The 23585-nt window shown below is 41.9% G+C and carries 23 protein-coding genes; all 23 read right to left on the bottom strand.

What is annotated here, in order from left to right:
* Positions 1-58 precede the first annotated feature (58 nt).
* Positions 59-1396, bottom strand: coding sequence for a dipeptidase (locus RSK81_RS03865; RefSeq protein WP_315687495.1), 1338 nt, complete (start codon positions 1394-1396; stop codon positions 59-61).
* 21 nt (positions 1397-1417) lie between these two features.
* Positions 1418-2929 (bottom strand): YfcC family protein, encoded by a 1512-nt coding sequence (locus RSK81_RS03860; protein WP_125340726.1) that lies wholly within the window; start codon positions 2927-2929, stop codon positions 1418-1420.
* 205 nt (positions 2930-3134) lie between these two features.
* Positions 3135-4082, bottom strand: a complete 948-nt coding sequence (arcC, locus tag RSK81_RS03855; RefSeq protein ID WP_125340724.1) for a carbamate kinase — start codon at positions 4080-4082, stop codon at positions 3135-3137.
* A 166-nt stretch (positions 4083-4248) separates the two neighbouring features.
* A complete protein-coding gene (gene argF / locus RSK81_RS03850; protein ID WP_315687494.1) occupies positions 4249-5265 on the bottom strand; it encodes an ornithine carbamoyltransferase in 1017 nt (338 codons plus the stop codon).
* Positions 5266-5315: 50 nt separating this feature from the next.
* Positions 5316-6545 (bottom strand): arginine deiminase, encoded by a 1230-nt coding sequence (arcA, locus tag RSK81_RS03845; RefSeq protein WP_002919399.1) that lies wholly within the window; start codon positions 6543-6545, stop codon positions 5316-5318.
* A 289-nt stretch (positions 6546-6834) separates the two neighbouring features.
* On the bottom strand, positions 6835-7521 hold the full coding sequence (locus RSK81_RS03840) for a Crp/Fnr family transcriptional regulator (protein WP_049544039.1): 687 nt from the start codon (positions 7519-7521) through the stop codon (positions 6835-6837).
* Between the two features lie 47 nt (positions 7522-7568).
* Entirely contained in the window at positions 7569-8066 is a 498-nt protein-coding gene (locus RSK81_RS03835; protein ID WP_315687493.1) for a DUF1648 domain-containing protein, read from the bottom strand.
* A complete protein-coding gene (locus RSK81_RS03830; protein ID WP_315687491.1) occupies positions 8053-8334 on the bottom strand; it encodes an autorepressor SdpR family transcription factor in 282 nt (93 codons plus the stop codon). Before RSK81_RS03830 ends, RSK81_RS03835 begins: the two co-directional genes overlap by 14 nt.
* The gene (locus tag RSK81_RS03825) at positions 8312-9100 is read right to left on the bottom strand and encodes a YhfC family intramembrane metalloprotease (RefSeq protein ID WP_125340720.1); all 789 of its coding nucleotides are present in this window, start codon (positions 9098-9100) and stop codon (positions 8312-8314) included. Before RSK81_RS03825 ends, RSK81_RS03830 begins: the two co-directional genes overlap by 23 nt.
* Positions 9101-9594: 494 nt before the next feature.
* Complete coding sequence (locus RSK81_RS03820; RefSeq protein ID WP_002915640.1) at positions 9595-10104, bottom strand: hypothetical protein; 510 nt, start codon at positions 10102-10104, stop codon at positions 9595-9597.
* Entirely contained in the window at positions 10082-10369 is a 288-nt protein-coding gene (locus tag RSK81_RS03815; protein WP_002897962.1) for an autorepressor SdpR family transcription factor, read from the bottom strand. Before RSK81_RS03815 ends, RSK81_RS03820 begins: the two co-directional genes overlap by 23 nt.
* Positions 10370-10571: 202 nt before the next feature.
* On the bottom strand, positions 10572-11480 hold the full coding sequence (locus tag RSK81_RS03810) for a CPBP family intramembrane glutamic endopeptidase (RefSeq protein WP_002897963.1): 909 nt from the start codon (positions 11478-11480) through the stop codon (positions 10572-10574).
* 128 nt (positions 11481-11608) lie between these two features.
* Positions 11609-12433, bottom strand: coding sequence for a CPBP family intramembrane glutamic endopeptidase (locus RSK81_RS03805; protein ID WP_315687489.1), 825 nt, complete (start codon positions 12431-12433; stop codon positions 11609-11611).
* A 30-nt stretch (positions 12434-12463) separates the two neighbouring features.
* Positions 12464-14263 (bottom strand): serine hydrolase domain-containing protein, encoded by a 1800-nt coding sequence (locus RSK81_RS03800; RefSeq protein WP_002915643.1) that lies wholly within the window; start codon positions 14261-14263, stop codon positions 12464-12466.
* Between the two features lie 172 nt (positions 14264-14435).
* Complete coding sequence (locus tag RSK81_RS03795) at positions 14436-14921, bottom strand: hypothetical protein (RefSeq protein WP_315687487.1); 486 nt, start codon at positions 14919-14921, stop codon at positions 14436-14438.
* A 14-nt stretch (positions 14922-14935) separates the two neighbouring features.
* On the bottom strand, positions 14936-16516 hold the full coding sequence (locus RSK81_RS03790) for an ABC transporter ATP-binding protein (protein WP_315687486.1): 1581 nt from the start codon (positions 16514-16516) through the stop codon (positions 14936-14938).
* 265 nt (positions 16517-16781) lie between these two features.
* Complete coding sequence (locus RSK81_RS03785) at positions 16782-16922, bottom strand: hypothetical protein (protein WP_002897970.1); 141 nt, start codon at positions 16920-16922, stop codon at positions 16782-16784.
* Between the two features lie 210 nt (positions 16923-17132).
* Entirely contained in the window at positions 17133-18212 is a 1080-nt protein-coding gene (locus tag RSK81_RS03780; protein WP_315687484.1) for a serine hydrolase, read from the bottom strand.
* 135 nt (positions 18213-18347) lie between these two features.
* Positions 18348-18953, bottom strand: a complete 606-nt coding sequence (sodA, locus tag RSK81_RS03775) for a superoxide dismutase SodA (protein ID WP_002906995.1) — start codon at positions 18951-18953, stop codon at positions 18348-18350.
* Positions 18954-19015: 62 nt separating this feature from the next.
* A complete protein-coding gene (holA, locus tag RSK81_RS03770) occupies positions 19016-20062 on the bottom strand; it encodes a DNA polymerase III subunit delta (RefSeq protein WP_049547457.1) in 1047 nt (348 codons plus the stop codon).
* A 250-nt stretch (positions 20063-20312) separates the two neighbouring features.
* Positions 20313-21410: a DUF805 domain-containing protein gene (locus RSK81_RS03765; RefSeq protein ID WP_049547456.1), complete on the bottom strand. Its 1098-nt coding sequence runs from the start codon at positions 21408-21410 to the stop codon at positions 20313-20315.
* Positions 21411-21829: 419 nt separating this feature from the next.
* Positions 21830-23158, bottom strand: coding sequence for an ISLre2 family transposase (locus tag RSK81_RS03760; RefSeq protein ID WP_315686374.1), 1329 nt, complete (start codon positions 23156-23158; stop codon positions 21830-21832).
* Positions 23159-23272: 114 nt separating this feature from the next.
* On the bottom strand, positions 23273-23581 hold the full coding sequence (locus tag RSK81_RS03755) for a hypothetical protein (protein WP_315686376.1): 309 nt from the start codon (positions 23579-23581) through the stop codon (positions 23273-23275).
* Between the last annotated feature and the right edge of the window lie 4 nt (positions 23582-23585).

Genomic DNA, 23585 nt, shown 5'->3' with positions numbered 1-23585 from the left:
GCAAGCCATATTTGACTAGAGCAATGCATTACCGAAGATAGTTTCAAAAAGTCAGCATTTAAGGTGTCGTAGCCAAACGATAAATAGCCCCTGCGTAAATATCCATTGCCCGATATAGATCAGCTAAGAGCAATCGTTCATTGACCTGATGCTCTGTCTGATCAGCTCCCGGAAAGAGAGCGCCGAAGGCAACACAGTTAGGCATCGTACGAGCAAAGGTCGCTCCGCCAGAAGACATAGCTGGACTGTTGTCTCCTGTTTTCTCCTGATAAATTGCCATCAGAGTGCTGACCAACTCGCTGTCCAAAGGTATGTATAGCGGAGCCAAGTAATCAAACTCCTGATAGGTCAGCCCGTATTGACTGGCTATTTCTGCCAGCTTTTCAACCAACTTATCCTTGTCTGCCAAGACCGGAATCCGCATGTCAATCCGAATCTCAGAGCGGTCAGAGCTTAAAGTCAGACCAGCAACATTAAAGGAAAGAAAGCCCGTCGGTTCATCAGACACAGGACCAAAGAGATGGCTGCCTGTCGCATCTTCACCAACCGCCTGATCAAGAAAGGCAAGAGCCGGATGCGAATCCAGGGACTGCAAGACCTTAGCTAGGCGAATAATGGCATTGACTCCTTGGGCAGCATCCTTGGCGTGCTTAGGCAAGCCGATAACCGTTACTTCTTCTGCCGTTCGCTCATATTCATAGCCTAAATCTTCCAGCCCTGTGACGACTGACTCTAGTAGGCTGCCTGAATAGGAAGCCTTGGCAGGAACGACATTAAAAGCTTGACCAGCTTCGAGCTCTAAAGTATCAGAGCCTGGTCCTTCTAGCTTAAGCTGCAGAAGCCCCTTCTCAGCATAAGTCAAAGGGAAAGAAGAGTCTGGTGCAAAGCCAAGTGTAGCCTGCTCTTCTAGCTGGTTGTATCTACCCATACAACGCCAAAGTGTCTCCTCATCTGTACCAAAGATAAAGCGAACCCGCTTTTTAAATTCCACTCCACTGTCCAGCAATGCTTTTACAGCATAAAGAGCGGCCATGGAAGGTCCCTTGTCGTCCTGCACCCCACGACCAAAAATCCAGCCATCTTTGACAGTGGCTTCAAAAGGCGGCGTCTGCCAGTCCGACTCATCACCTGATGGAACAACATCCAAATGACAGAGAACGGCCAGGAGCTGAGCTCCATGACCGATTTCTGCATATCCGTAATAACCTTTAGGGTCGAGATAGGTTGTAAAACCTAGCTCCCGACAGATTTCTAAAGTTTTTTCTAGGACATCTTGGATAGCTTGTCCAAAAGGTGTTCCATTTTGACCTTCCTTCAGTACTGAAGGATAAGAAACGATTGCTTTCAAAGATTCAAGAAAATCTTCTTTAACTTTTTCCGTTATAAAATTTTTCATGGAATCACCTCAGCTTCTAGCTTATAGGAACGGTAAGAAAGTTCCTAGGAGTAAGAGACCAATACTGATCGCAATGATAGCTACAATCAGCTTACCGATAAATTTCCACCAAGTACCAATATTGATACGTCCAAGTGCCAAAGCCCCCATAACGATACCAGAAGTTGGTGCAACCAGGTTCAGCACACCTGAAGCAGACTGATAAGCTGTGATAATCAAGCTTGCCTTGACATTTACAAATTCTCCCAAAGGAGCCATGATTCCCATAGTTGCACTGGCCAGACCAGATGATGATGGGATAAGGAAGGACATTGGCAGGTAGAAAATGTAGGTCAAGACGATAAATACTTGTGATGACAGACCGCTGAGTCCTTGTTTACCCCAGTTGAGGATAGTATCTGTAATCATACCGTCATTCATGATAACTTGGATACCACGAGCGATTGCTACGATTAGGGCTACGCTAAGCAGGTCAGCTGCACCGTTCATAAAGGCTGAGATAATCTTGTCTTCCTTGAGACCGTAAACAGCGCCAATCAAGATTCCCATGAAGGCAAAGAGCATAGCTCCTTCTGGGAAGTACCAAGTACCCAGTGCAGAAGTGGATGAACCAACAATCTTACCAAGAACTGGAAGACCAGTCAGCCAGGCATTGATGTCCTTAAAGATAGTAATACCGAGACCTGTCCAAGGAATGAAACTTAATACCATAAGGACAAATGTCAAAATGAACAATACTAAGACAATTCTTTGCTTTTTGCTCAGTGTTGACTCAACAGATGAAGAAGTTTCAACGTTGAAGTGTTTCAAATCTTCTTCGCGAGTGCTGTAAACCAGTGACTTGGTCGGATCCTTTTGAATTTTATCTGCATAGCGATAAACAAACCAAGTACTGAGAGCTGTCATGACAAACAAGAAGATGAGACGGAGAGCAATCCCTTCACCGGTACTAACACCAGCAGTCGCTGAAGCGATACCTGTTGCAAATGGATTTAGTGTGGAAGCCAAACATCCGATTTGCGAACCCAGCAGGATAATAGCCACCCCGGTCAGACTGTCAAAACCAACCGCCATCATCACCGGCACCAAAAGCGGATAGAAGGCCATGGTTTCCTCACCCATACCATAGGTAGTACCACCGAGGGCAAAGAGAGGCATCAAGACGACAATCAGCATCTTTTCGCGCCCCTTGTACTTCTTAACGATAGAGGCAATTCCCACATCCAAAGCGCCAGTTTCATTGACAACACCAAGGAAACCACCGACCATGAGGATGAAGAAGGCAACATCTATCGCAGCAGTAGTTTCCTTAATCAAGGATCCTTCTTCTGGATGCGTACCCAGCATAGCACGAATCGGTGCCATCAGGACATCCCAAATCCCTTGTGGATTTTGCGCTTGTTTTTGATACACACCATCTATAAAAGCCCCAGCCGGGATAATCCAAGTCAGCACTGCCATAATGGCAATGATTATCAACAATACGGTGTAAGATGAAGGCATCTTAAACCCTTTTTTTGTTTTTTTACTCATTTGTATTCCCTCCTAAAAATTTTTTAACGAGGTTATGAACCTGCATTTCCTTGTATGAGTAAACAAGAAAACGCTTACTTTGTTTTTATTTTACCATATTAACATTGAAAAAGCCAGTGTTTTTGAAAATAATCAAAGATTTTCAGGAAAAGACTTGCAGCAGCGACAGATTTCAGCTGCTATCGACTTTCAATCAGTTCTATGCCTAGCCTTTTTCAATAATCGTGCCGCTCTCAGACTCAATCAGAGCGCCAAGATTTTCCAGAGATGTGATAACTGCTTTGCCTTCTGGACGGCCATTGACAAAGGCGATAGCTGCTTCTACTTTTGGAAGCATGCTGCCTGGTGCAAATTGTTCTTGCTTGATGTATTCTTCCAACTGAGCAACATTCACATGTTCCAGCTTAGCTTGGTCTGGTTTGTTGTAGTTAACAAAGACATAGTCCACACCCGTCAAGACGATGAAGAGGTCTGCATCAACTAACTCCGCTAAGCGTTGAGAAGCAAAGTCCTTGTCAATAACAGCTTCAACACCGGTAAGATGGCCATTGTCTTCTTTGACGACAGGAATTCCACCGCCACCCGCAGCTACTACTACTTGACCTTGACTCAAAAGCGTACGGATCGTTTCAATTTCCTTGATATCCACTGGTTTTGGTGAAGCAACGACCTTACGCCAACCGCGGCCAGCATCCTCTTTGAAAGTCGCTCCGCTCTTTTCAGCTTCCGCTTTTGCTTCTTCCTCTGAGTAGAAAGGACCGATTGGCTTGCTGAGGTTGACAAAGGCTGGATCGTTCTTATCAACTACTACTTGCGTCACAACAGAAGCGACATTCTTTTCAATACCTTCATCCAAGAGAGCATTTTGCAAAGCATTCTGCAGCCAGAAGCCGATACTGCCTTCTGTCATAGCCACAAGAGAGTCTAGTGGGAAGGCAGGATTCTTTTCAGAGTCTGCTGCCAACTGTTGCAGCAGCAAGTTCCCTACCTGTGGACCATTTCCATGGGTAATGATAAGATCATCCCCGTTTTTAATCAATTTCACCAAGTGTTTAGCAGTTTCCACCAAGGCTTCCTGCTGTGCTTTCGCTGATGGGTCAGATGAAAGGATGGCATTTCCTCCCAAGGCTACAACGATTTTACGATTTGACATTAAATTCTCCTTAAATGCGCTCTAATGAATGCGCTTCCAATTTATTTTAGTAGATTTTTTAATTTTCAATAAGAAAATGAGCTTTCCTTATCATATAAAAGAGGGCCGGACTAAAGCTATTAGTCGCAGCCCTCATAGCTGTTGGTAGACGGTTTCTTATGTAAGATTATACTTTTGGAATGTAGAGGTTTCCAAGAGTTGCAGCCATAACCGCTTTGATTGTATGCATACGGTTTTCTGCTTGGTCAAAATGACGAGCATATTTGCTGCGGAAGACTTCGTCTGTTACTTCCATTTCCTCTACACCGAATTTTTCAGCGACATCTTTACCGTAAACAGTATTTGTATCGTGGAATGCTGGCAAGCAGTGCAAGAAAATCAAGTTTTCGTTATCAGCCTTCTTCACCAAATCCATGTTTACTTGGTAAGGTTTGAGGAGGGCAACGCGTTCTGCAAACTTATCTTCTTCACCCATAGATACCCAAACGTCTGTGTAAAGTACGTCTGCACCTTTAACTGCTTCGTCAGCATCTTCTGTGATAAGGATATGTGCACCGCTTTCTTTAGCAAAACCTTCTGCCAATTCAACGATTTCTTTTTCTGGGAAGAGTTCTTTTGGTGAGAAGATGTGAACGTTGACGCCAAGTATAGCTCCTGTTACCAGCAAGCTGTTGGCAACGTTGTTACGTCCATCACCACAGTATACCAATGTCAAGCCTTCCAGACGGCCAAAGTTTTCTTGAACAGTCAAGTAGTCAGCCAACATTTGAGTTGGGTGCCATTCGTCAGTCAGACCATTCCATACTGGAACACCTGAGAATTCTGACAATTCTTCTACCATACGTTGGCTGAAGCCGCGGAATTCAATCCCGTCAAACATACGGCCCAAAACTTTCGCAGTATCTTCTGTAGATTCTTTCTTACCAAGCTGGATATCGTTAGCACCAAGGTATTCTGGATGTGCCCCTAGGTCAATAGCTGCTGTTGTAAACGCTGCACGAGTACGAGTAGATGTTTTTTCAAACAAGAGAGCGATATTCTTGCCAGCAAGATAGTGGTGTTGAATATTGCGTTTTTTCAAATCTTTCAAGTGAGCTGAAAGACCGATAAGGTATTCTAACTCAGCACGGCTAAAATCTTTTTCTGCTAAGAAGCTACGTCCTTGGAATACTGAATGTGTCATTCTATTATTTCCTCTTTCTATTCTTTGAGTATCAGTAAAATACTGGATTCCTAAATTTCTTCACGTTCAAATGGCATAGACATACAGCGTGGTCCACCACGACCGCGAACCAATTCACTTCCGCGGATCTTAATCAAACGCAAGCCGTATTCTTCCAAAATCTTGTTAGTAACTGTATTGCGGTCATAAACCACTACCACACCAGGTGCGATGGTCAAGGTGTTAGAACCGTCATTCCACTGCTCACGCGCAGCAGCTACGATATTGCCACCGCCACAGCGAATCAGGTGAACTTTTTCTACACCAAGGTTTTCTGCCAAGATTTCTGCCAACTCACCTTTTTCTTCAACAATCTTAAGTTTGTCATCAACATAAGTTACAGAGTAAACGCGAAGATCGCCTTCGATTTCTGGGTGAATCGTAAATTTGTCGTAGTCAACCATAGTGAAGACAGTGTCTAAGTGCATGAACTTACGGTTGTTGGCAAATTCAAAGGCCAAAACTTTCTTGAAGCCAACATTTTTCTTGAAGATATTGACCAAGAGTTTTTCGATAGAAGCTGCGTCTGTACGTTGTGAAATACCAACCGCCAGCACATCTTTTGAAAGAACCAGTTCGTCCCCACCTTCGATACGTGTATCTTCTTCACGATTGTATACCAAATCTACTTTTCCACCATATACTGGGTGGTATTTGAAGATGTATTTACCGTAGAGAGTTTCACGATTACGAGTATCCGCATACATGTGGTTAAGCGATACTGCATTACCAATCGTAGCAAACGGGTCACGTGTGAAGTAAAGGTTTGGCATCGGATCAATAGCGAATGGATAATCAGATTCTACCAAGTCAGTCAAGCCTTTTGCTTCTTCAGGAATTTCTGGTAATTCAACTTTTTGAACCCCTGCCATTGTTTTTTCAACCAACTCTTGGTTGTCTTTGATACCATGGAGCAGTTCGCGAATAGCCTTCTTGGTTTCACGGCCACGAATATTGGCCTCTTCCAGATATTCTTCGATGAATTGCTCGCGGATTTCTGGAGAAGTCAGTGACTCAGCAGCCAGCTGCTCAAGATAGAGCACCTCAACTCCTTCATTGCGAAGCGCTTGAGCAAAGTTGTCATGTTCTTTTTGTGCATCTTCCAAGAAAGGAATATCGTCAAAAAGAAGACGTTCCAAATAGTCCGGCTGCAAGTTTTCCAACTCCTTGCCAGGACGGTGCAACATAACTTTTTTCAGTTTTCCAATTTCTGAGAAAACATGAATTGGATGTGTAGACATCTACTATCCTCCTTTTTCTTTGCGGTTTAGGTTTTCCTAAGCCCGTTTACATGTACTATTCTAGCATTTAATGCTACCGCTTTCAAGAAAAAGCCTACATTGCAAATGTCAAATCCTTTGCTTTTTTCTATTTCTATTTTTATAATATTCTTCTTTAAAGCGTTTTCTTTGAATATTTTATGCATTATATTATTTTTGTGAATATTTATTTTTTAAAATAAAATCAGTACATGGTTAATATCAGAATATTTTGAATTTATTTAACAAAAAAGAAGCTAATCAGAACCGATTAGCTTCTAGCAAGGTATTTCATAAAATACTCTTTCTCTTTAAAAGTTAATTTTTTATGTTCGTATTCAATCCGACCTTCATCCAAGAGCTTTTTCAGAACTTGATTGACCGTTTCCCGGGTCGTGGCTCCTAGCTTTGCCAACTCTTTCATACTGATAGGAAATGGCAGGCTGTCTCCCTCCTTGCACAAATCCATACAGAGCAGTGATAGAGACTGGATAACACGCTCACTGGCACTGGCGGCCACGACATTGCGCAATCTCAATTCCTGAAATTCCAAGATTTGCGATAGCCGCTTGGTAATGAACAACAGTTGATCCACACTCTTCTTTGAATAGTCTTCAAACAAATCAATAGGAATGGAGAAATATTCGACATTGGTGACAGCGCTGGCTGTGTAATGATAGCACTCATCAAAAAACATACCTCCATAGGGGAAAACACTGTTTTTCTTGACATAATCCATATAAGAAAATGTATCTGTTGAATCATACTGCTCAATCCGCACATAGCCTTGAGACAAGAGGAAAAGACGCTCACGCCGGTCTCCTGCAAAAAAGATAATTTGCCCTTTTGGAATCTTGCGATACTGAATCTCCACTGCTAATTTATCGAAAAGCTCCACTGGCAGATTGACAAAGGCAGGGTGCTGCCGGATAAATTGATAATGCTCCTTGGTAATCATGATAATCCTTTGATTTGATACTTGATACCATTATACCATAAATCCGCTTACAGGCAGAAAACAGCCATTATAAAAATAAGAAAGCCTAGCAAAACTAAAAGATGTGCCCACTTTCTATTCATGGGTTTTCTATCCGCCTGGACTTTTTTCGGCAGATAATTTCCCATTATTATAAAAACCACACCAACGATCACAGTTGCTATTTTGCGGATATCAAAGTCCTCGTCTAAGCCCCCATAGATAGTCGCCATATAGAGTAAGACAAAGCTAAAGGGAAAGACCCAGCGAATAAGGTGTTTAAAAGTGGGATTTAAGATATCTTTAGCAACAGTAGACCAATAAATCATAACTTCTAGCAGCATCATGACAATTGGAAAAGCAGAGATTAACAGAAACTTAGGTAAAAAGCTGTCCCCTTCCCCAGATAAGTGAAAGTGAATCGCTAGGCTATCTGGTAATTCTTGATAGTTCCAGATTGCATAGAAAACTGGCAGGAGCATGAGTCCAAGCGCCCAGCCTAATTCTTGAAAACTATTTTTTTTCATTTTCGTTTCCTCCCCCAAGAGATTGAAACCAGACAAGAATTTCTTCAAAAACAGTGACATCTAAGCTGTAATATATAAAGTTCTTCTGCTTTTCTTCTATGAGCAGACCGGCTTTCTTTAGCTGAGAGAGGTGGTAGGATACCGTCGCAGGCGTCAGCTCAAAAGCTTGAGCAATTTCTCCTGCTGACTTCGGACCATGCTTGAGCATTTCCAGGATTCCCCTCCGAACTGGGTCAGCTAGGGCTTTAAGCGTTTGACTGATGACCATGATTGAACCTTTCTTTCAGGTAAACTTTCAAAATTTTCTTGGTCAGAAAGACTAGTGCCACTACTTCTACTAAGAGCAGAGCCTCAACAGCCAGTGGCGGAAGAAAGCCTACCTGAGCCAGAGCAGGCGCTAAGTCAATCAGGGCGTGAAGTCCCAGAGCGGCTAAAAAATACACTGGAGCCTTCTCCTTGACCGCTTTCCAAACCCAGAAGGTCAGAAGGATTTGAATGAGAATAGCCAAGATCCGTTCAAAAGCCAAAAGATAGATGCTGCCAGCGTTCATGGAACGGACATTGTCAATAATTGCTTGAGGAATTTGAGCCAGCGTCTGAGCATTCCCCTGAGTTACTACTTGAGCTATAACCCAAAAGTTTAAGAGACTGACAATACCAACGAACAAAGCCTCAATAGCACCATGACCCAAGCCATAGGCCACACCATCCCTAAAGGTCAGTGGGCGCTTCTTTTGCAGCCAGTAAAAGATGACCCAGCGGGCTGTTTCTTCAAAGATAGCTGCCGCAGCAATACCATAAAGAACATATAGCCAAGGTTTTTCCGTCTGCAAAGCGATAGTTCCATCAGCCTGAGGCTGTAAAACGATACGATGCAAAATATTTTCCAGAACTTGACTCGATAAATAAAAACCGACTCCCCCTAAAAGAAAGACTAATAGAGAAATGTGCTTGGTCTTTTTAAAATAAACCAAAGGAACAAGGACTGTCCCTAAAATCAGCAGCATAGCAATCAAGATATGAATGGAAATCATCGTTTTTTCTCCTAAACTGTTTTGGTTTTTTTCTAAATAGATTATACATCTTTCCTTTCTTTCTGTCAAATCTATTTCGAATTTTTTCTAAATAACTTCAATCTAAAAATCATCAAGCTCTACTGCAATAAAAAACGGCGCTATAATTTCTGTAGTGGGTAAAACCACTGTAGGAATGATGGAGCCTATTTGTTGTAGAAAAAAAGTCCCATAAGACCTATAATGAAAAGCGACAAAACCATCATTAGAAAGACTCTTATGGAACAGTTCAATTTTACCACAAACTTACTGGGAATAAAAGACCCTAACATCATAATCTTGGATGTTCTAGATACTGGAACTCATAAAGAAATCATCGCTTTGAACATCAAAAAGGAGAGGACTGATTTAGTCCTCTCCAGATTATAACTTCTCATCAACCCACTACAGTTGACAAAGAGTCAGAATGAGACTAAACAAAAGCGCACAATCTGTGCACTTTGTTTTCACTTAATTTACAAAAGAAAGAGTCCCACTAGTACGGCTGTCAATCCGACCAGGATAAAGAGGTAGGCTAGCCAACGCGGCGCTGGTTTTTCTTCCACCACCATTTTCTTAGGCATATAATTTCCAGAAATTAGAAACATTACCCCCGAAAAAATCGCTGCAATTTTATTAATGTTGAAGTGGGAATCAAGAGCATAGAACAGAATCGAAAGATAGACAGCAATATGGGTCAAAGGAACAATCCAAAGGACGAAGCGGGCAAAAGCGGGCTTGGTGATTTCTCGGTAAGCCGTTGCCCCATAAACAATCAGCTGTATCAAAGTCATAAAGATTGGCAGACCCCAGATAAAGAGAAATTTGGGTGCATACTCAAATGTCGGGCTAATCAGCGACACGAAATTGATCCTAATATTCTCTGGCAAACTAGGATAAATCCATAAGGCATAAGCAAGTGGCAGCCAAATAACCAAGAAAGTCAGCAGCAATTCCCTAAGGTTATTTCTCAGTTTCGTTTTCATTATTTTTCCCTCCTAGCGCGGCAATCCAGACCAAAATTTCCTCAAAAACCGTGGCATCTAAATGGTAGTAAATGTAATTTTTCTGCCGTTCTTCATAGATGAGCCCCGCTTTTTTCAACTGGGACAAATGGTAGGATACCGTCGCTCCCGTCAAATCGAAGACTTGAGCGATTTCACCAGCCGACTTAGGACCTTTTTTTAATATTTCTAATATTTCCCGCCGAACTGGATCAGCTAGGGCTTTCATGGTTTCACTAATTCCCAATTTTGATACCTCTTAAAATTGATTTCTAGCTAAGGACAAACAAAGCAACTAGCTCTAGATAAGTCATGGCTCCTACAAATGTAAGCAAGGCGCTACTCAAACGGACAAGATTTTCTGCCAGCAATCCTCCTAAAACTATTTAGAGAACTTTCAAATTCTTTTCTCCATTATACTGTTTTTGAGGATAAAAGACAAGGAGGGCTTAGCTAAACACTTGCTTTTTCTTGGCTAGATAGGCGGTGAGAAGAGCAGCCAGCGCCATAACGATGACTGCTATCAGCCCGCCTGATAGAGGTTCGCTTGGCGTTCCTGCTAAGAAACTGTTGGCTTGACTGGTCAAAGTCGTCTGTAAGAAACTACCGTGCTGGAGATTGTTGCCCGTCCCAATCACTCCAAAGACACCTAGATAAATCATGTTATTAGCCGCATGCAGCGCTATGACCAGCCAGAGATTGTCCGTCAGTGCAAAAAGGAGGGAAAGGAAAATCCCGGTCAGAAAGACATTGAGGATATAAAGGACGGGCGTTCCACCTTTAAAAATGTGGATAACCGCAAAGAGCAGGGAGTTGAGCAGGACAGCCGGTAGCAAGTCCAGCTTGGTGCGGAGTTTGTTCATGACAAAGCCGCGGTAAATCATCTCTTCAGCCAGCGCCTGAAAGAAGAAATTGACCAGGAAAAAGAGCCAAATTCCTAGATTGAACTGCTTTTCGACTTGAATGTGGAGCTGTCCGCCGAGCAGATTGAAGCCCACAGCCAGAAGGACTAAGAAGAAACCCAGTGCTGTACCAAGCAGCAGATTGAACCCTAATTTTTCCTTCCAAAGTCCAAAACTGGCAAGGCTGCGCCGCTCCCAAAATTTAGCGACGAAGAGAATGATGAGTAAACTGCTACCTAAAAAGACGGATAAAGAAACGATGCCTATCAGTAAGCGATTGGCGTCCGTCATGCTCGGCAGCAAGAGCCATTGGGACAAAGCTCCGCTGATGAGGCTTCCCGCAGCAATCGCAAGAAAAGCCAGCGGCAGGCTCAGCCACCAATTTTTTGCCCCTGCTTCTTCTTGCAAGATTTCCAGACTAGAGCGATGGGCTGTCTTTTGATAAGTATGTGTCATGTGTGACCTCCTTAAGGTGTATTTTCCCCTACACCCTTATCCTAACAAAAGAAGTACACCAAATCTAGCTCTTTTTGGTAAGCGGTTAGATTGCGCTAGTAAGTGGTAGAAAAATCACCTAAAAAAGATTAAGAAATCCCCTGCTGACTTTCTCTCTCTTCGCGCTTGGTCAGCCAAACGGCAATGACAAGAGCAATGAGAGCGCTAAAAAGTCCAGTTGGACCAGGACCAAGGAATTTAAACGTTTCTACCCCACTAACAGTGAAAACGGTAGTTATCATGGCAACGGCATCAATGACCCCATGTCCAAAGGCTGGCAGCCAAATGGTTTTGCTACGTACATAGTAAATATCAAGGATAATCCCAAAAGAAATAGCCATGATATAATAGGGAATTAAATTTAAGAAACGCTCACCCAGCGTCCCTGCTCCAATCATATTGACAGGAAAATGCCAAATAGCCCAGATGAGACCACCAATGATGCGCCCCTTAGTCCGTCCGTAGCGCTCTTTCAAATAAGGATAGAGAATACCCCGCCAGCCAACTTCCTCGCCCAAGCCAGAAAGACTGATGGCTAGAGTTAAGACCGTAAGAATCATTAAAATTTGAAGGGCGACTTGTGGGTTCAGGGCAAAAGCCAAATGCTGCGGAAAGACAGCAAAATAGACAAGTGCGCCGCCAAGTACAATGCTACAAATGGCTAACCAGCAGGCTAGGTAATCGCGCCATTTACTGGCGAGCTTCAATTTCCAGCCGATAGACTTTACAGGAGCTTTAGCCAAAAAAGCAGCCACCATAGGGGCGAACATTACCACACTTGCGGATAAAATGTTACCGACAAGTTTCTGATTGATCGCATAAAAGTAAGCTATGACTAGCATACCTGGCCAAGCGAGCCCAAACTCCCATGCTAGAAACCTTTTAATGGTTGAAGTTGAAATTGTGTTTTGCATATAAAATGCTCCTTTCTGTCATTTGTAAAATTATAAAGTCCACCATTGGTATAGCGACCAATAGAAAATATTAAAAGCGATGATAAAAGCGACGGAGCTAGTTGCTAGCGTGAGGTACTTATTCCCTTGCTTCAACCTCGCTTTGAAGAAGGGCAGATAGGGAAGAAAAGCACTAATCAGCAAGACCACAGCAAGCAAGGCAAACAGTTGGAAATGCCCCGTCAAACCAGCGAGATCGAAAGAATTTTTCGCGAGAATAATTGAGAAAAATGAGAACAAATTACGAAAAGCCCAAAGAATAAGGAAGCCAGTCAGATAATGCCAACTAGACCAGACAACCGAACCTGTTCCCTTGTTTTTCCTAGTGAGCAAACGATACAATTTTGCCAAAATACCGCTGAGATAGCAAAGGGCGACATACAGTGCGGCAAGCCCAGCGAGTAATAAACTACCATAATCTTTGATAACATCCAACAAGGGCAGCTTTGTCCTATCTGAAATAGGCAGGTTCAGAATATAGTGCCCTCCTCTTTCTCCTGCCGTCCAAAAACCAAAATAGTCTTTGATAGCCGCATTTTCAGAAGGGTTAGTTAGATAGCTAGTCGACTTGAAAACCCTAAATATAGATAGGGGACCTCCACTATAAATACGCGCTTCGCGGTAAAAACCAGCTTGAAAGTCCTTTTGAGCTGCCTTTGAGGCTTCTTTTTTCTTACCGTAAATGAGGTCAGGCATGCTAAGAGCGAAATGAAACTCATTTCTTTGATTGACTGTAACGACTGAGCCAATCCCTGACTTCAAATCAAGCAAGAGGCTGGTCGTAAAGCCTGGTGAGTTTCCCCCGTGCCCAAAAGTTCTGGTGTTTTCAAACTCCGTCACCCAAAGTCCGTGAGCATTGACGGGAATATCTGTACCCGGATAAGTATGGCTAGCGCTGTAAAAATTCTCCCAAGTCTCTGCCCTTTTAAAGAGCTTCTCCTTTTGCAGGAGGGCTTGGGCAAATTTCTTGATGTCGGCAAATGTTCCTGTTGCCCGCCCCGCTGGATATTCTCCAAGAACAAAGGGTTGGTCGCCTTTTAGTAAGTCTCCATTTGTATCATAAGTTTTCTCCTTCTCCCGCTGTTTTTGTACAAATACATTATCTGATAAATCAGGTTTGAGTGCGGTGTGTTTCATACCCAAGGGCTGGAAAATATGCTCGTGGACATAGTCGGCAAAGGATTGCCCGCTAATGCGCTCCACGATATAGCCCGCCAGCGCTGTTCCATAGTTTGAATAGGATGTCACCGTCCCCGGCTCATAAATCTGAGACGGAGTTTTTTTCATCAATGCTCCTAAATCCTTGTCGGAGCCTATATACAAAGGGTAATCTTCAAAGCCCGCTTGGTGGTTCATGAGGTCCAGCATGGTAATGGGCTTGTCGTATTTGAGATTTTTTAGGAGATTTTGGGGCAGATACTCCCTGATGTCCGTTTTCAGGTCAATCTTGCCCTCCTCCCAAAGCTGCATGACGCTGACCCAGACGGTGATTTTGGTGGTTGAACCCCACTCGAAGACCGACTTGTCATCCACCGCTAGCTTCTTTTCCTTGTCCGTATAGCCGAAGTTCTTTTGATAGAGAGTATTGCCGTCTTTGTCAAAGACCGTTGTTGCCAGTCCTGCGCTGGTTTTTTCGTGTTCTTGGTAGTAATTTTCAATCTTCTGACCGATTTGGTCGTAAGACGTGCCTGACGGCAATTTTTGCTGGTCGGCGTAAGCGTGGGCTGCTCCAAAAGCTAGCAAGCCACACGTTACCAGCGCCACAGTACTTTTCAAAAATGATGATTTCATGATGATCTCCAATCATTATTTTCTATATTTCCTTCACTTAAAAAGGAAAAAGAAAGAGCAAACTGAGTAGACCGAGAAGGAGCCAGATCCAGCCAAAGATAAAGAATAAAAGCATTTTAACAAAAGTAAAAATATGAAACATGATTTTCTCCTTTCCTATCACATTACTATTTTAAAAGAGGAAGAGGCTGACCAGAAACAGGATTGAGCCAACTCCTCCGAGGATATAAGCTAAAACGCGTGGAGCCGGCTCTTGGTCTGCCACTATTTTTCTCGTGAGGAAGTAGCTGACAGCATTAAGGATGATTGCAGACATAATCCCATTGACCTTAAATACCGGAAAAGCCGGATTGAGCCCATAAAGAAGAACGCTGATATAAACTACGGCATTGATAAAGGGAACCAGCCAGTAAAGGAAATGGACAAATTGCTTGTCGATAATCTCTTTAATAGTCGTCGTGTAGCAAACAATCAGTTGAATTACACTCAAGAGAACTGGCAGAAACCAGATAAAGACTTGCTTGGGCATGCCTAGACCGCTATAGGGCAAATGCCCTCTGATTAGCTGAGATAGGTCTGCATAGATTGACAAAGCGTAGATAAGCGGTAGCCAAATAACGATTAGGCTTGCCACTAATTCTTTCCATTTTAATTTCATTTTCTTTCCTCCTTTTATAATTCCAGACAGTCATCAAAGCGGTCTAAGAGTGCCCTGCCTTGATTATGAGTAATAACGATAACAATGCGGTCCTTGATGGACAAGATATAGTCCATGACTTCCGCCGCCAAGCTCGGGTCAAGATTACTGGTCGGCTCATCAAAAATCAGCACATCATAATCCTTAACCAAGAAACGCGCCAAATCAATCCGCTGCTTTTCACCATAGGAAACTTCCTGCCGCTCCAAATCCAGCTTCTTGCTCAAGAAAGCCTCATTAAAATGCAGACTTTGGTACAAGAAAGTTTGGTCAGGTGCATTTATATCTCTGTATAGCGCGATATTGTCCGCCACACTTCCCTCGATAAAAAAGTCATTCTTTTGGATAAAGGCGATTTTCTGATAGAGACTGTCGCTTGCTAGCTGGCTGACCGCTTGACCATTGACCATGATTTGACCAGCGTAGTCCTTGCTATCAAAATAATTGAGCAAGAGCTTCATCAAGGTCGACTTGCCCCGACCAGACTCGCCGATAATAGCATAGTGCTTGTCCTTGGCAAACTGATAAGAAAAATCCTGAAAGAGAGCCTTGTCGCCCAACTCCAGACCGAGATGTTCAAAATCAATCCGATCAATCGTTTCGGTCAGATTTTGAGCGGGCTCCGCTTCTTTCTTAGCCAACTTAGCATCAAAATCATTCTCAATATCCTTGACCGTGCTCATGAGATTTTTGTTATTGATAAAAAGCTGCAAAGGAGTGAAGACAAAGTTCAAAAGCTGAACACTGGCAATCAAAGCCCCAATGGTCAGAGACCCTTGGCTGACAAACCAAATCCCCAGAGACATACAAAATATCTGAGACAGAAAGCTAAAGAACATCATCAGAGTCACAGCGCCCTCCTTAGCCGCATTATAGCTTTTTCTGGCTTGCTCAAAGTCGCTGTTGCTGCTAGACAGGTGCTCAACCACCCTTTTTTGGATTTGCAAAAGTTTGATTTGCTCAAAGCCTTCCAAAAAATTGGTGACTTGCTTCAAAAAGTAATTGCTTTTCTGAGTGAAATTCGCTGTCGCCTTGCGCATCAATATCCCTGGAATTTGTGACGCAGCCATGGTCAAAAAAGAAATGAGAATAAAGCCCAGAGCCATGCGCCATTCAATCCAAAAAATAGCCAGTGTACTGATAAAAACTGAAGAAAAGGCAGCCACAATATCACAGCGCGGGGTCAAGTAATTCTCTTGGTAAATATCCATATTCTTGGTCGTTGTGTTGAGATAGCTATTTTCCTGCTCGGAAGCCTTGTCATGCAAATTCTTGTCATAAAAAGAACGGAAAAGCCTCGTTTTGACTTCTTCCAAGACTTGCTTATTATGATTGTTCTTGAACCAAATAGCCAGCAAGCTGCAAAGAGACCAAGCACAAGTGCAAAAAAGGCAGATAAAGAATTGTCCAAGCAAGTTAGAATGAGCCTTCTGCGCACTGTCCACAACAACTCCCAGCTGCAAAGAAAACAAAGTGATAAAAATCGTTGCTCCAATGCTAAAGATAGTCGCACCCAGATAAGAAGCGCGGTATTTCCGTAAAATTTCTTTCAACATTTAATTTTTCCTTCCAATTTTCGTCTATTTTTGAAAACGATCCAAGACGGGATTGCCCAGCAGACGGATAAAACCGTGAGCAAGCCTATAAGCAATAAAAGTAATCCTCTTTTCATCTTTTCTCCTTTATCTATCTATTTAGAAAATTTTCTAAATAAAGAGTACGAAACGAAGCAATCTAATCCTTCTTAGGTATTTCGATTTGTTTCTAAATACTCTGGATTAAAAAATCTAGTCTAGAAAAACTAGATTGCCTATTTTGTATTTAAAAATGTTTTTGATTGGATATTTTTTGCAGGTCGTCCTTATTTTTATAGAGCACCCAGGAAAAAACAGCCAGCCAAATGGATAGACCTGTCACTAGACCTACTACGGTTAGTAGGATTGAGTTTCTTGCTTTCTTCATTTTTCCTCCTTTTTGAGTAGAGAAATTTAGAATTTTTTCTAAATAGCTTTTATAAAAAATTGCTCAGTGACTAATTAAACAGAGCAGAATGAAGTAATTAGAACATCTTCTAAATAGATTGTAACACTTCTCTTTCAAAAAAGCAAGAGGTATTTTGGTTTTTTTCTAAATAGCTATCAAAAAATCTAGCCTGTCTAGACTAGATTGCTCTTAGTTCATATTAACCCGATGCCATTCATTGATGACGTAGGCTAACTGACCAACTTGCTCAATTCCGACACCACTGATCTCATCACTGGCCTCGGTGCTACCACCTAAATAAGCCGTATAGAGAGCTATAATATAGGGCTTCTCTTCCATAACTAATGCATCCACATTGAGCGCCTCACGAACATATCCAGGCTTTTGATAGATGGTAATGTCACGCAGATAGCGCTTATAGTATTCACCTGGGAAGGATTCGCCTATATAATAAAGGATATCCTTGTACTTTTCCTGATTTTTAGACAAATACTCAAGGACCTGAATATAGTAGTCCGTCGTGGTCTTATTATTCTCACGGCTGATCGTCTTAATATCAGCCTTGGACTGACCGTAGCGACTAAACATATCATAGGCCTTTTCCATGCCGCCTAGACGCTCTGCTAAAGCGTAGGCTGGAGTATTTTCAGAATAAACCAAGGAATATTCCTGCATGTCTGATATTCTCATAGCACCGTTGAAAGCACCAACATAGTTATCATGCTCGCCCCTATATTCATAGTTTGTATTGGTAATATCAAACCGCTCGTCCATAGAAAGTTTGCCGGCAGCAACCTCATCTACTACCAGCATATTGAGAGGGAGCTTGTAGGTCGATCCCGCAGTCATAGGCTGGGTATCATTCATTGCAAAGGTCTTGCCAGTCGTCAAATCCTTATATGAAAATGCAACCTGGGAGGGTTCAATTCCCATTTCAGTCATATAAGCCTGAATGACCTGAGTCAAATCCAAATTTGCATAGTCAAATCGCAGCCCCAAAGCATCCATAGTCGGGCCGTCCGCCTCCATGACCTTCTGCTTCTCCTCTGGACTTTTCTCAACAGGCTTCGGCTTTTCTTCAACTAGTTTGGAATCAGGCTTGACTTTCTCTTCTTCCTGTTCTTGCTCGCCAGACTTTGCAAGTTGGGCAGCCTCTTGTGCTTTCTTTTCAATAGCCTTATTTCGTTGGGTTATAAAAAGGAAGATGAAGCCCAGCAGACAAATACAAGAAACTATAGCTACGATAATCGTTACAATTTTTTTACTCAAAACATTTCTCCTAGCATTTGTATTATAAAAAATTATGAGGAAAATAACAAGTGAAATCCAGAAAAAAGGTATTTTAAGCATTAAAAAAGGCAAATCTTTAAACGATTCACCTTTTTATATATTGAAACTGCCTGTTTATTTCGCAGCTGCGTAAAGTTGGTCAACCTTTTTCCAGTTAATAACTGAGAAGAAAGCTTGAATGTAATTCGGACGAAGATTGCGGTATTTCACATAGTAAGCATGTTCCCAAACATCCAGTCCTAAGATTGGAGTTTTACCTTCTGAAATAGGAGTATCCTGATTTGCTGTTGAGGTCACTTCCAACTTGCCTTCTTTATTGACAACCAACCAAGCCCAGCCAGAACCAAAACGAGTTGTAGCCGCTGCAGTGAAAGCCGCTTTAAAGTCTTCAAATGATCCAAAAGTAGCTTCAATATCTGCTGCCAATTCTGCAGATGGTGATGTTTCTGCTGGTGTCATCAATTCCCAGAAAAGAGCGTGGTTAAGATGACCACCACCGTTGTTGATGACTGCCTGACGGATATCAGCTGGGATAGACTCCACATCGGCCAATAATTTTTCCAAGTCTTCACCGATTTCAGGATGTTTTTCAAGCGCAGCATTAACATTCGTTACATAGGTATTGTGGTGCTTGTCATGATGCAAGTGCATTGTTTCTTCATCAATGTAAGGCTCCAAAGCATCGTAAGCGTAAGGAAGATCAGGTAAGATAATTGCCATTTGAAAGACCTCTTTTTCTATATGATTATAAAAATGATAACGCAATCATTAGAATTTTTCAACTATTTTGCTTGTAGTTCACCCGTCGCAATCTTGAGCAGAGCCAAATCAAACAGGTAATCTTTATCATACAGCCCCGACTTAATCTGATAATCTGTTTCGATTAGACAGGCCATAGTCTTTTTAAGAAAGGCTAAACTCAGTGAGCGAGCATCCTTTAAGGCAAACTTGACTTGATAAGGATTGACCTTGCGGCCTAAATAGTCGGACAAATCAGACACAATCTGACTCTCAGCTCTGCCATTTTCCGCTAAAACCTTAACCTGCGTAAAGATACGAAACTGCCCCAGCATAATAGCAATAAGCTTGATTTCATCCTCACCTTGAAGAGTCAAATCTCGTACCAAGCTTCTGGCCTCATCAATCTTCTGCTGCAAAATCAGCTGGGTCAGATCAAAAATATTGTCCTGAAGAGTCTTGGGAATGGCCTCGGCAATGTCTTCTAAACCAATCTGACCAGACTCTTTATATCCTTTCAGAAAGGCTAAATTTTTACTGACTTCACTGAACTGAAAACCTGATTTCAGCAGCAACTGATCGAAAGCTGTCGGAGCAAATTGTAATCCTTCTGCCTGCGCTTCCTTACTGAAATAAGCTCGTATATCTGCTTCCTTGAGTTCTGCAGCCTCAAATATTTTTCCGTCCCGTTTCAGCAGTTTGACCAGACGGCGCTTGCTATCCAATTTGCCTTCTGCAAAGATAACCAGACGAGTCGTATCTGCTGGATTTTCCAGATAATTTTCAAAAGATTTGAGTTCTTCATCAGTCAGATAGCGCTTCTTGGCTGTTGTCAAATCAGCAAAATGGTCCAAAATCACGATTTTTTCATCCGCAAAAAAAGGCAGACTGACCAAGTCCAATTCCACGTCCTGATAGTTTGCTTCTTTCATATCAAAAATAGCAGCGTTCAAATCGCCCGGTTGAAACTGAATCTGGCGGAGAAACTGCTCTTTCAACAACTCAAACTGCCCCAAGTCATCCCCAGCCAAAATGGTCAAAGCAGGAAGATTGCTTGGCGTGATTTTTTTAATTTCCTCAATAGCTAACACAGAAAGTCTCCCCTGCTTTATAGTTCTTGTCAATTTTTTTCATGTATTGATTGTAACAAAAAAGAGTCGGAAAGTCTGCTATTTTCTTTGCAAACAAAATCTAATTTTTGAGTATATCTGCTATATAAATATGAACTGTCAATGGCTTCATTTTTCTTTGTTATGAAAAGCAATCAATGCCTCGTTCTGTTAAAACTTTTCTACGAGCGATAGAACAAAAAGAGCTGGAAAAATTCCAACTCTTCTTTGTTTATTCTTGATTTTCAGTTGCATCATCTACACTGTTTTCAGCTGGTGTAGAAGCTTGCTCCTCTTGAACTGATGAAACAAAAGGATTATCTTGAACAGGTGCTTGAGTTCCAAAATCCTGAGGTGTTGACTGCTCAGGTGTTTCAGCAGTAAATGGATTTTGAACTGATTCTGCTTGCTCCACTGCCTGGCTTTGATTAGAAACAGGTTGTTGTGGCTGTTGGCCAAATGGTTGGCTTTGGACTGGTTGCTGTGGTTGTTGAGCAAACTGTTGTCCTTGGAAATCACCTTGTTGTGGTTGTTGACCAAATGATTGGTTTTGGACTGGTTGCTGTGGTTGTTGACCAAATGATTGGTTTTGAACAGGTTGCTGTGGTTGTTGACCAAATTGCTGACCTTGGAAACCACCTTGCTGTGGCTGTTGACCAAACTGTTGATTTTGAACAGGTTGTTGTGACTGACCAAACTGTTGGCCTTGGAAACCACCTTGCTGTGGCTGTTGACCAAACTGCTGACCTTGGAAACCACCTTGTTGTGGTTGTTTTTCATAGTTCAAACCTTGATTGTAAGGCTGTTGGCCAAACTGTTGACCTTGGAAGTTTTGCTGGCCATATTGCTGACCATATGAATTTCCAACCATTTCAGGCTTAGATCCTTGACAAAGCAAAACAATCAAAGCAATACTACATGGAAGAGATACTATTCCTGCAATAATATTTAGAACTGGAATAAATGATAGTAAAAAAGGACCAACATACAAGAAAAGGAAAGCCCAATGATAACCAGCATCACGTAAACGACGGACAATGATAGCCAAATTAGGTACAAAAGTTGCCAGAGCATATAGAATTAAGATGAAAATAAAGATTACAGCGAATCCTGCTCCAGCCAAGATTGCTGATGGATCTGATTCATATCCATATGTTGAGTCTTGAACTGCGGCTGAAAGAATACTTCCAAAAGCAGATGCCCAAAAAATGATAAACAATGGTACGATGATAATCATGTGACACAAAAACGCCCACCAATAGTCTGACCGACTTGAACGGCCTGAAAAATCAGCATAGTGTGTCCAGAATTTTTTATATGCAGCAAACATAAAATTCTCCTCTATAATTTTTTTATACCCATTATCTTATCACAAATGCATAAATAAATCAATATGACTTCCTGACTGGTATGTGGTAGAATTTTTTAGAAAGCCCATTTCTTGTAATATGAAAGGAGAACTTTGACCGAGGAGTGCAAAAAAAGACTGAACATTTTTCTTGCTCAGTCTTGACAGAATGGACTTTATCCTGTATCATTAGATGAAGACTGAGTAAGAAGGACGAGTTCTTACTCGGTAAGGCGGAAGGTGTTGACGCACCTTTCGTCTTTTTTTATTCGATTTATTTAATAAGTATTATAGCACACAAGTACCCACTATGCAAGTGTTTTCTGTAAAAAAACAGCAGAAAAAACACTTTTTTGAAAAAGCGACTATTATATAACTTATTATATACTTTATTGTATAACTTACTTTTTCCCAAGACGACGTTTAGAAGGATAACGAAAATTAGGCAAGCGATAGCAACGTTTTACCTTATTTTGTTTAACCTTGATTGTCCCTCCAGTTATATCATCAAGTTCTATCATTTCCTCATATTCCTCTCGCCAACAACCAAAGAAAAGCTCACGCAAGCCATCCTCATAATTCAGAATAATCATTTGGCTCATGGTCTGGGCGCCAAGTACCGTCCAGTACATACCACGCTTTTTCATGCGATAGGTGACTTTTCTGTGCTGGCTTTCCATAACCCCAATTCCTGAAGAACTAAGTCCTCTTAAATTAGCTGGTTTGGTGTATTGAAAATTTTGTAGGAGTTTATTTTTAAAGTGTTCAAACTCTTCTTCCTCCTCTTCTGTAGACAGTAAGCCCTCTGTCGTATCAAGGACAGTCCGCAGCTTTTCTTTGTCGTGCTGCTTGATCGCCTGGAAAGCTAAATCCAGGAGTTCTTCTGCATAAGGCCTAAAAGCAAGCTTCAGCTTCTGGTTGACATGGTAAGCGTCCCAGAAGTGCTCATGACGTTTTACCTTTAGGGCTTTGGCTATCTCTTTAAAGATATAGGGTGTATAACCATGACCGCCGTCCGAATTGGTAATCAGGATAGTTTCTTCCTTGATGTCAAAGTGGTTATAGAGGTAGTCTAGCACTTGATCTCTCGTCAATCGATTATCTAAGGAGATAAACTCTTTTTTCCCTTGAAGTTCAAAGCGGTTACTTCCTACCTTTTTGCTTCCCGTGTGAATGACAAAATGAGAGAGATCATAGTTTCGACTAGGATCTTCCTGATCACTCGCTTTCACCATCACCCCATCTCCTTCAATATAAATCACATCGACAGGCTGCTTTTCTTGAGCCTCTTCATCTCCATAAAAGCGATAAGTTGCTTTCTCCTTCAGAAGTTCATCGCAAAGTTTGACAGCCTTCACAACAATCGGCTTGGTGATACGGATATGATAAGTCAACTGAATAACCTGGATGACCTTATCATAAGGCATCATGGTAGAGAGGCAGGCCACCTGGTACATAAACTCCCAGGAGAAGCGAGTGTTCTTAGACAAGCCTAGCTTCTCATCGACAGGCACAACCCACTCACCCCCTTTCTTCCAACGGCGACGTCTGAAGGTTATTTCTCCAAAAGTAAAGGCAACCGTCCGCTCCATTGAGTGAATACAGGTATAACCTCTGGCTTTCATGATGGGAACCATCTCTTCATCGTACTGAACGATGCTCTCATAAACATCTTTCGCATTTTGCGCAAATAATTGATCCTTTAATTCTCTTTCATCAAAAACAGTCATTAACACTCTCCTTGAAAGTTAAATTAAAATCTATTTTAATCAATTTTTACCTCTTTTTTCAACTAATAGACCTTAAATAAAAAAGAGCCTCACTTTGGAATGAAGCTCATTTTCTTATTTTTTCTTCTGGATAGAGTTCACCAGACGTTCAAAGACTGGATAAGCAATCATTGAGCAGGGGATGACTAGGAAAATAGCTACAATGGAGTCTGCTATAAAGGAGAAGTCCCCTGTAAAATGAACCATTATAACAATAATGGCAATAGGAAGAACCAAGACTGGTACAAACTTCAGAGCCAGTAGCCCTACAACCAGCAAGAACAGCATGCTTAAGCCATAGGACTTATAAAAGACAAAGACAGCCACCGCTGCCAGAAAGATGAAGAACAGTCGAACTAAGTTTTTCATATTCAGGATAATCATAAGC

Origin of the sequence: Streptococcus sp. DTU_2020_1000888_1_SI_GRL_NUU_041A (genome assembly GCF_032387735.1) — a bacterium.
Classification (GTDB): domain Bacteria; phylum Bacillota; class Bacilli; order Lactobacillales; family Streptococcaceae; genus Streptococcus; species Streptococcus sanguinis.
The sequence above is the reverse complement of the archived record's forward strand: the minus strand, read 5'-3'. Positions and strand labels throughout refer to the sequence as shown.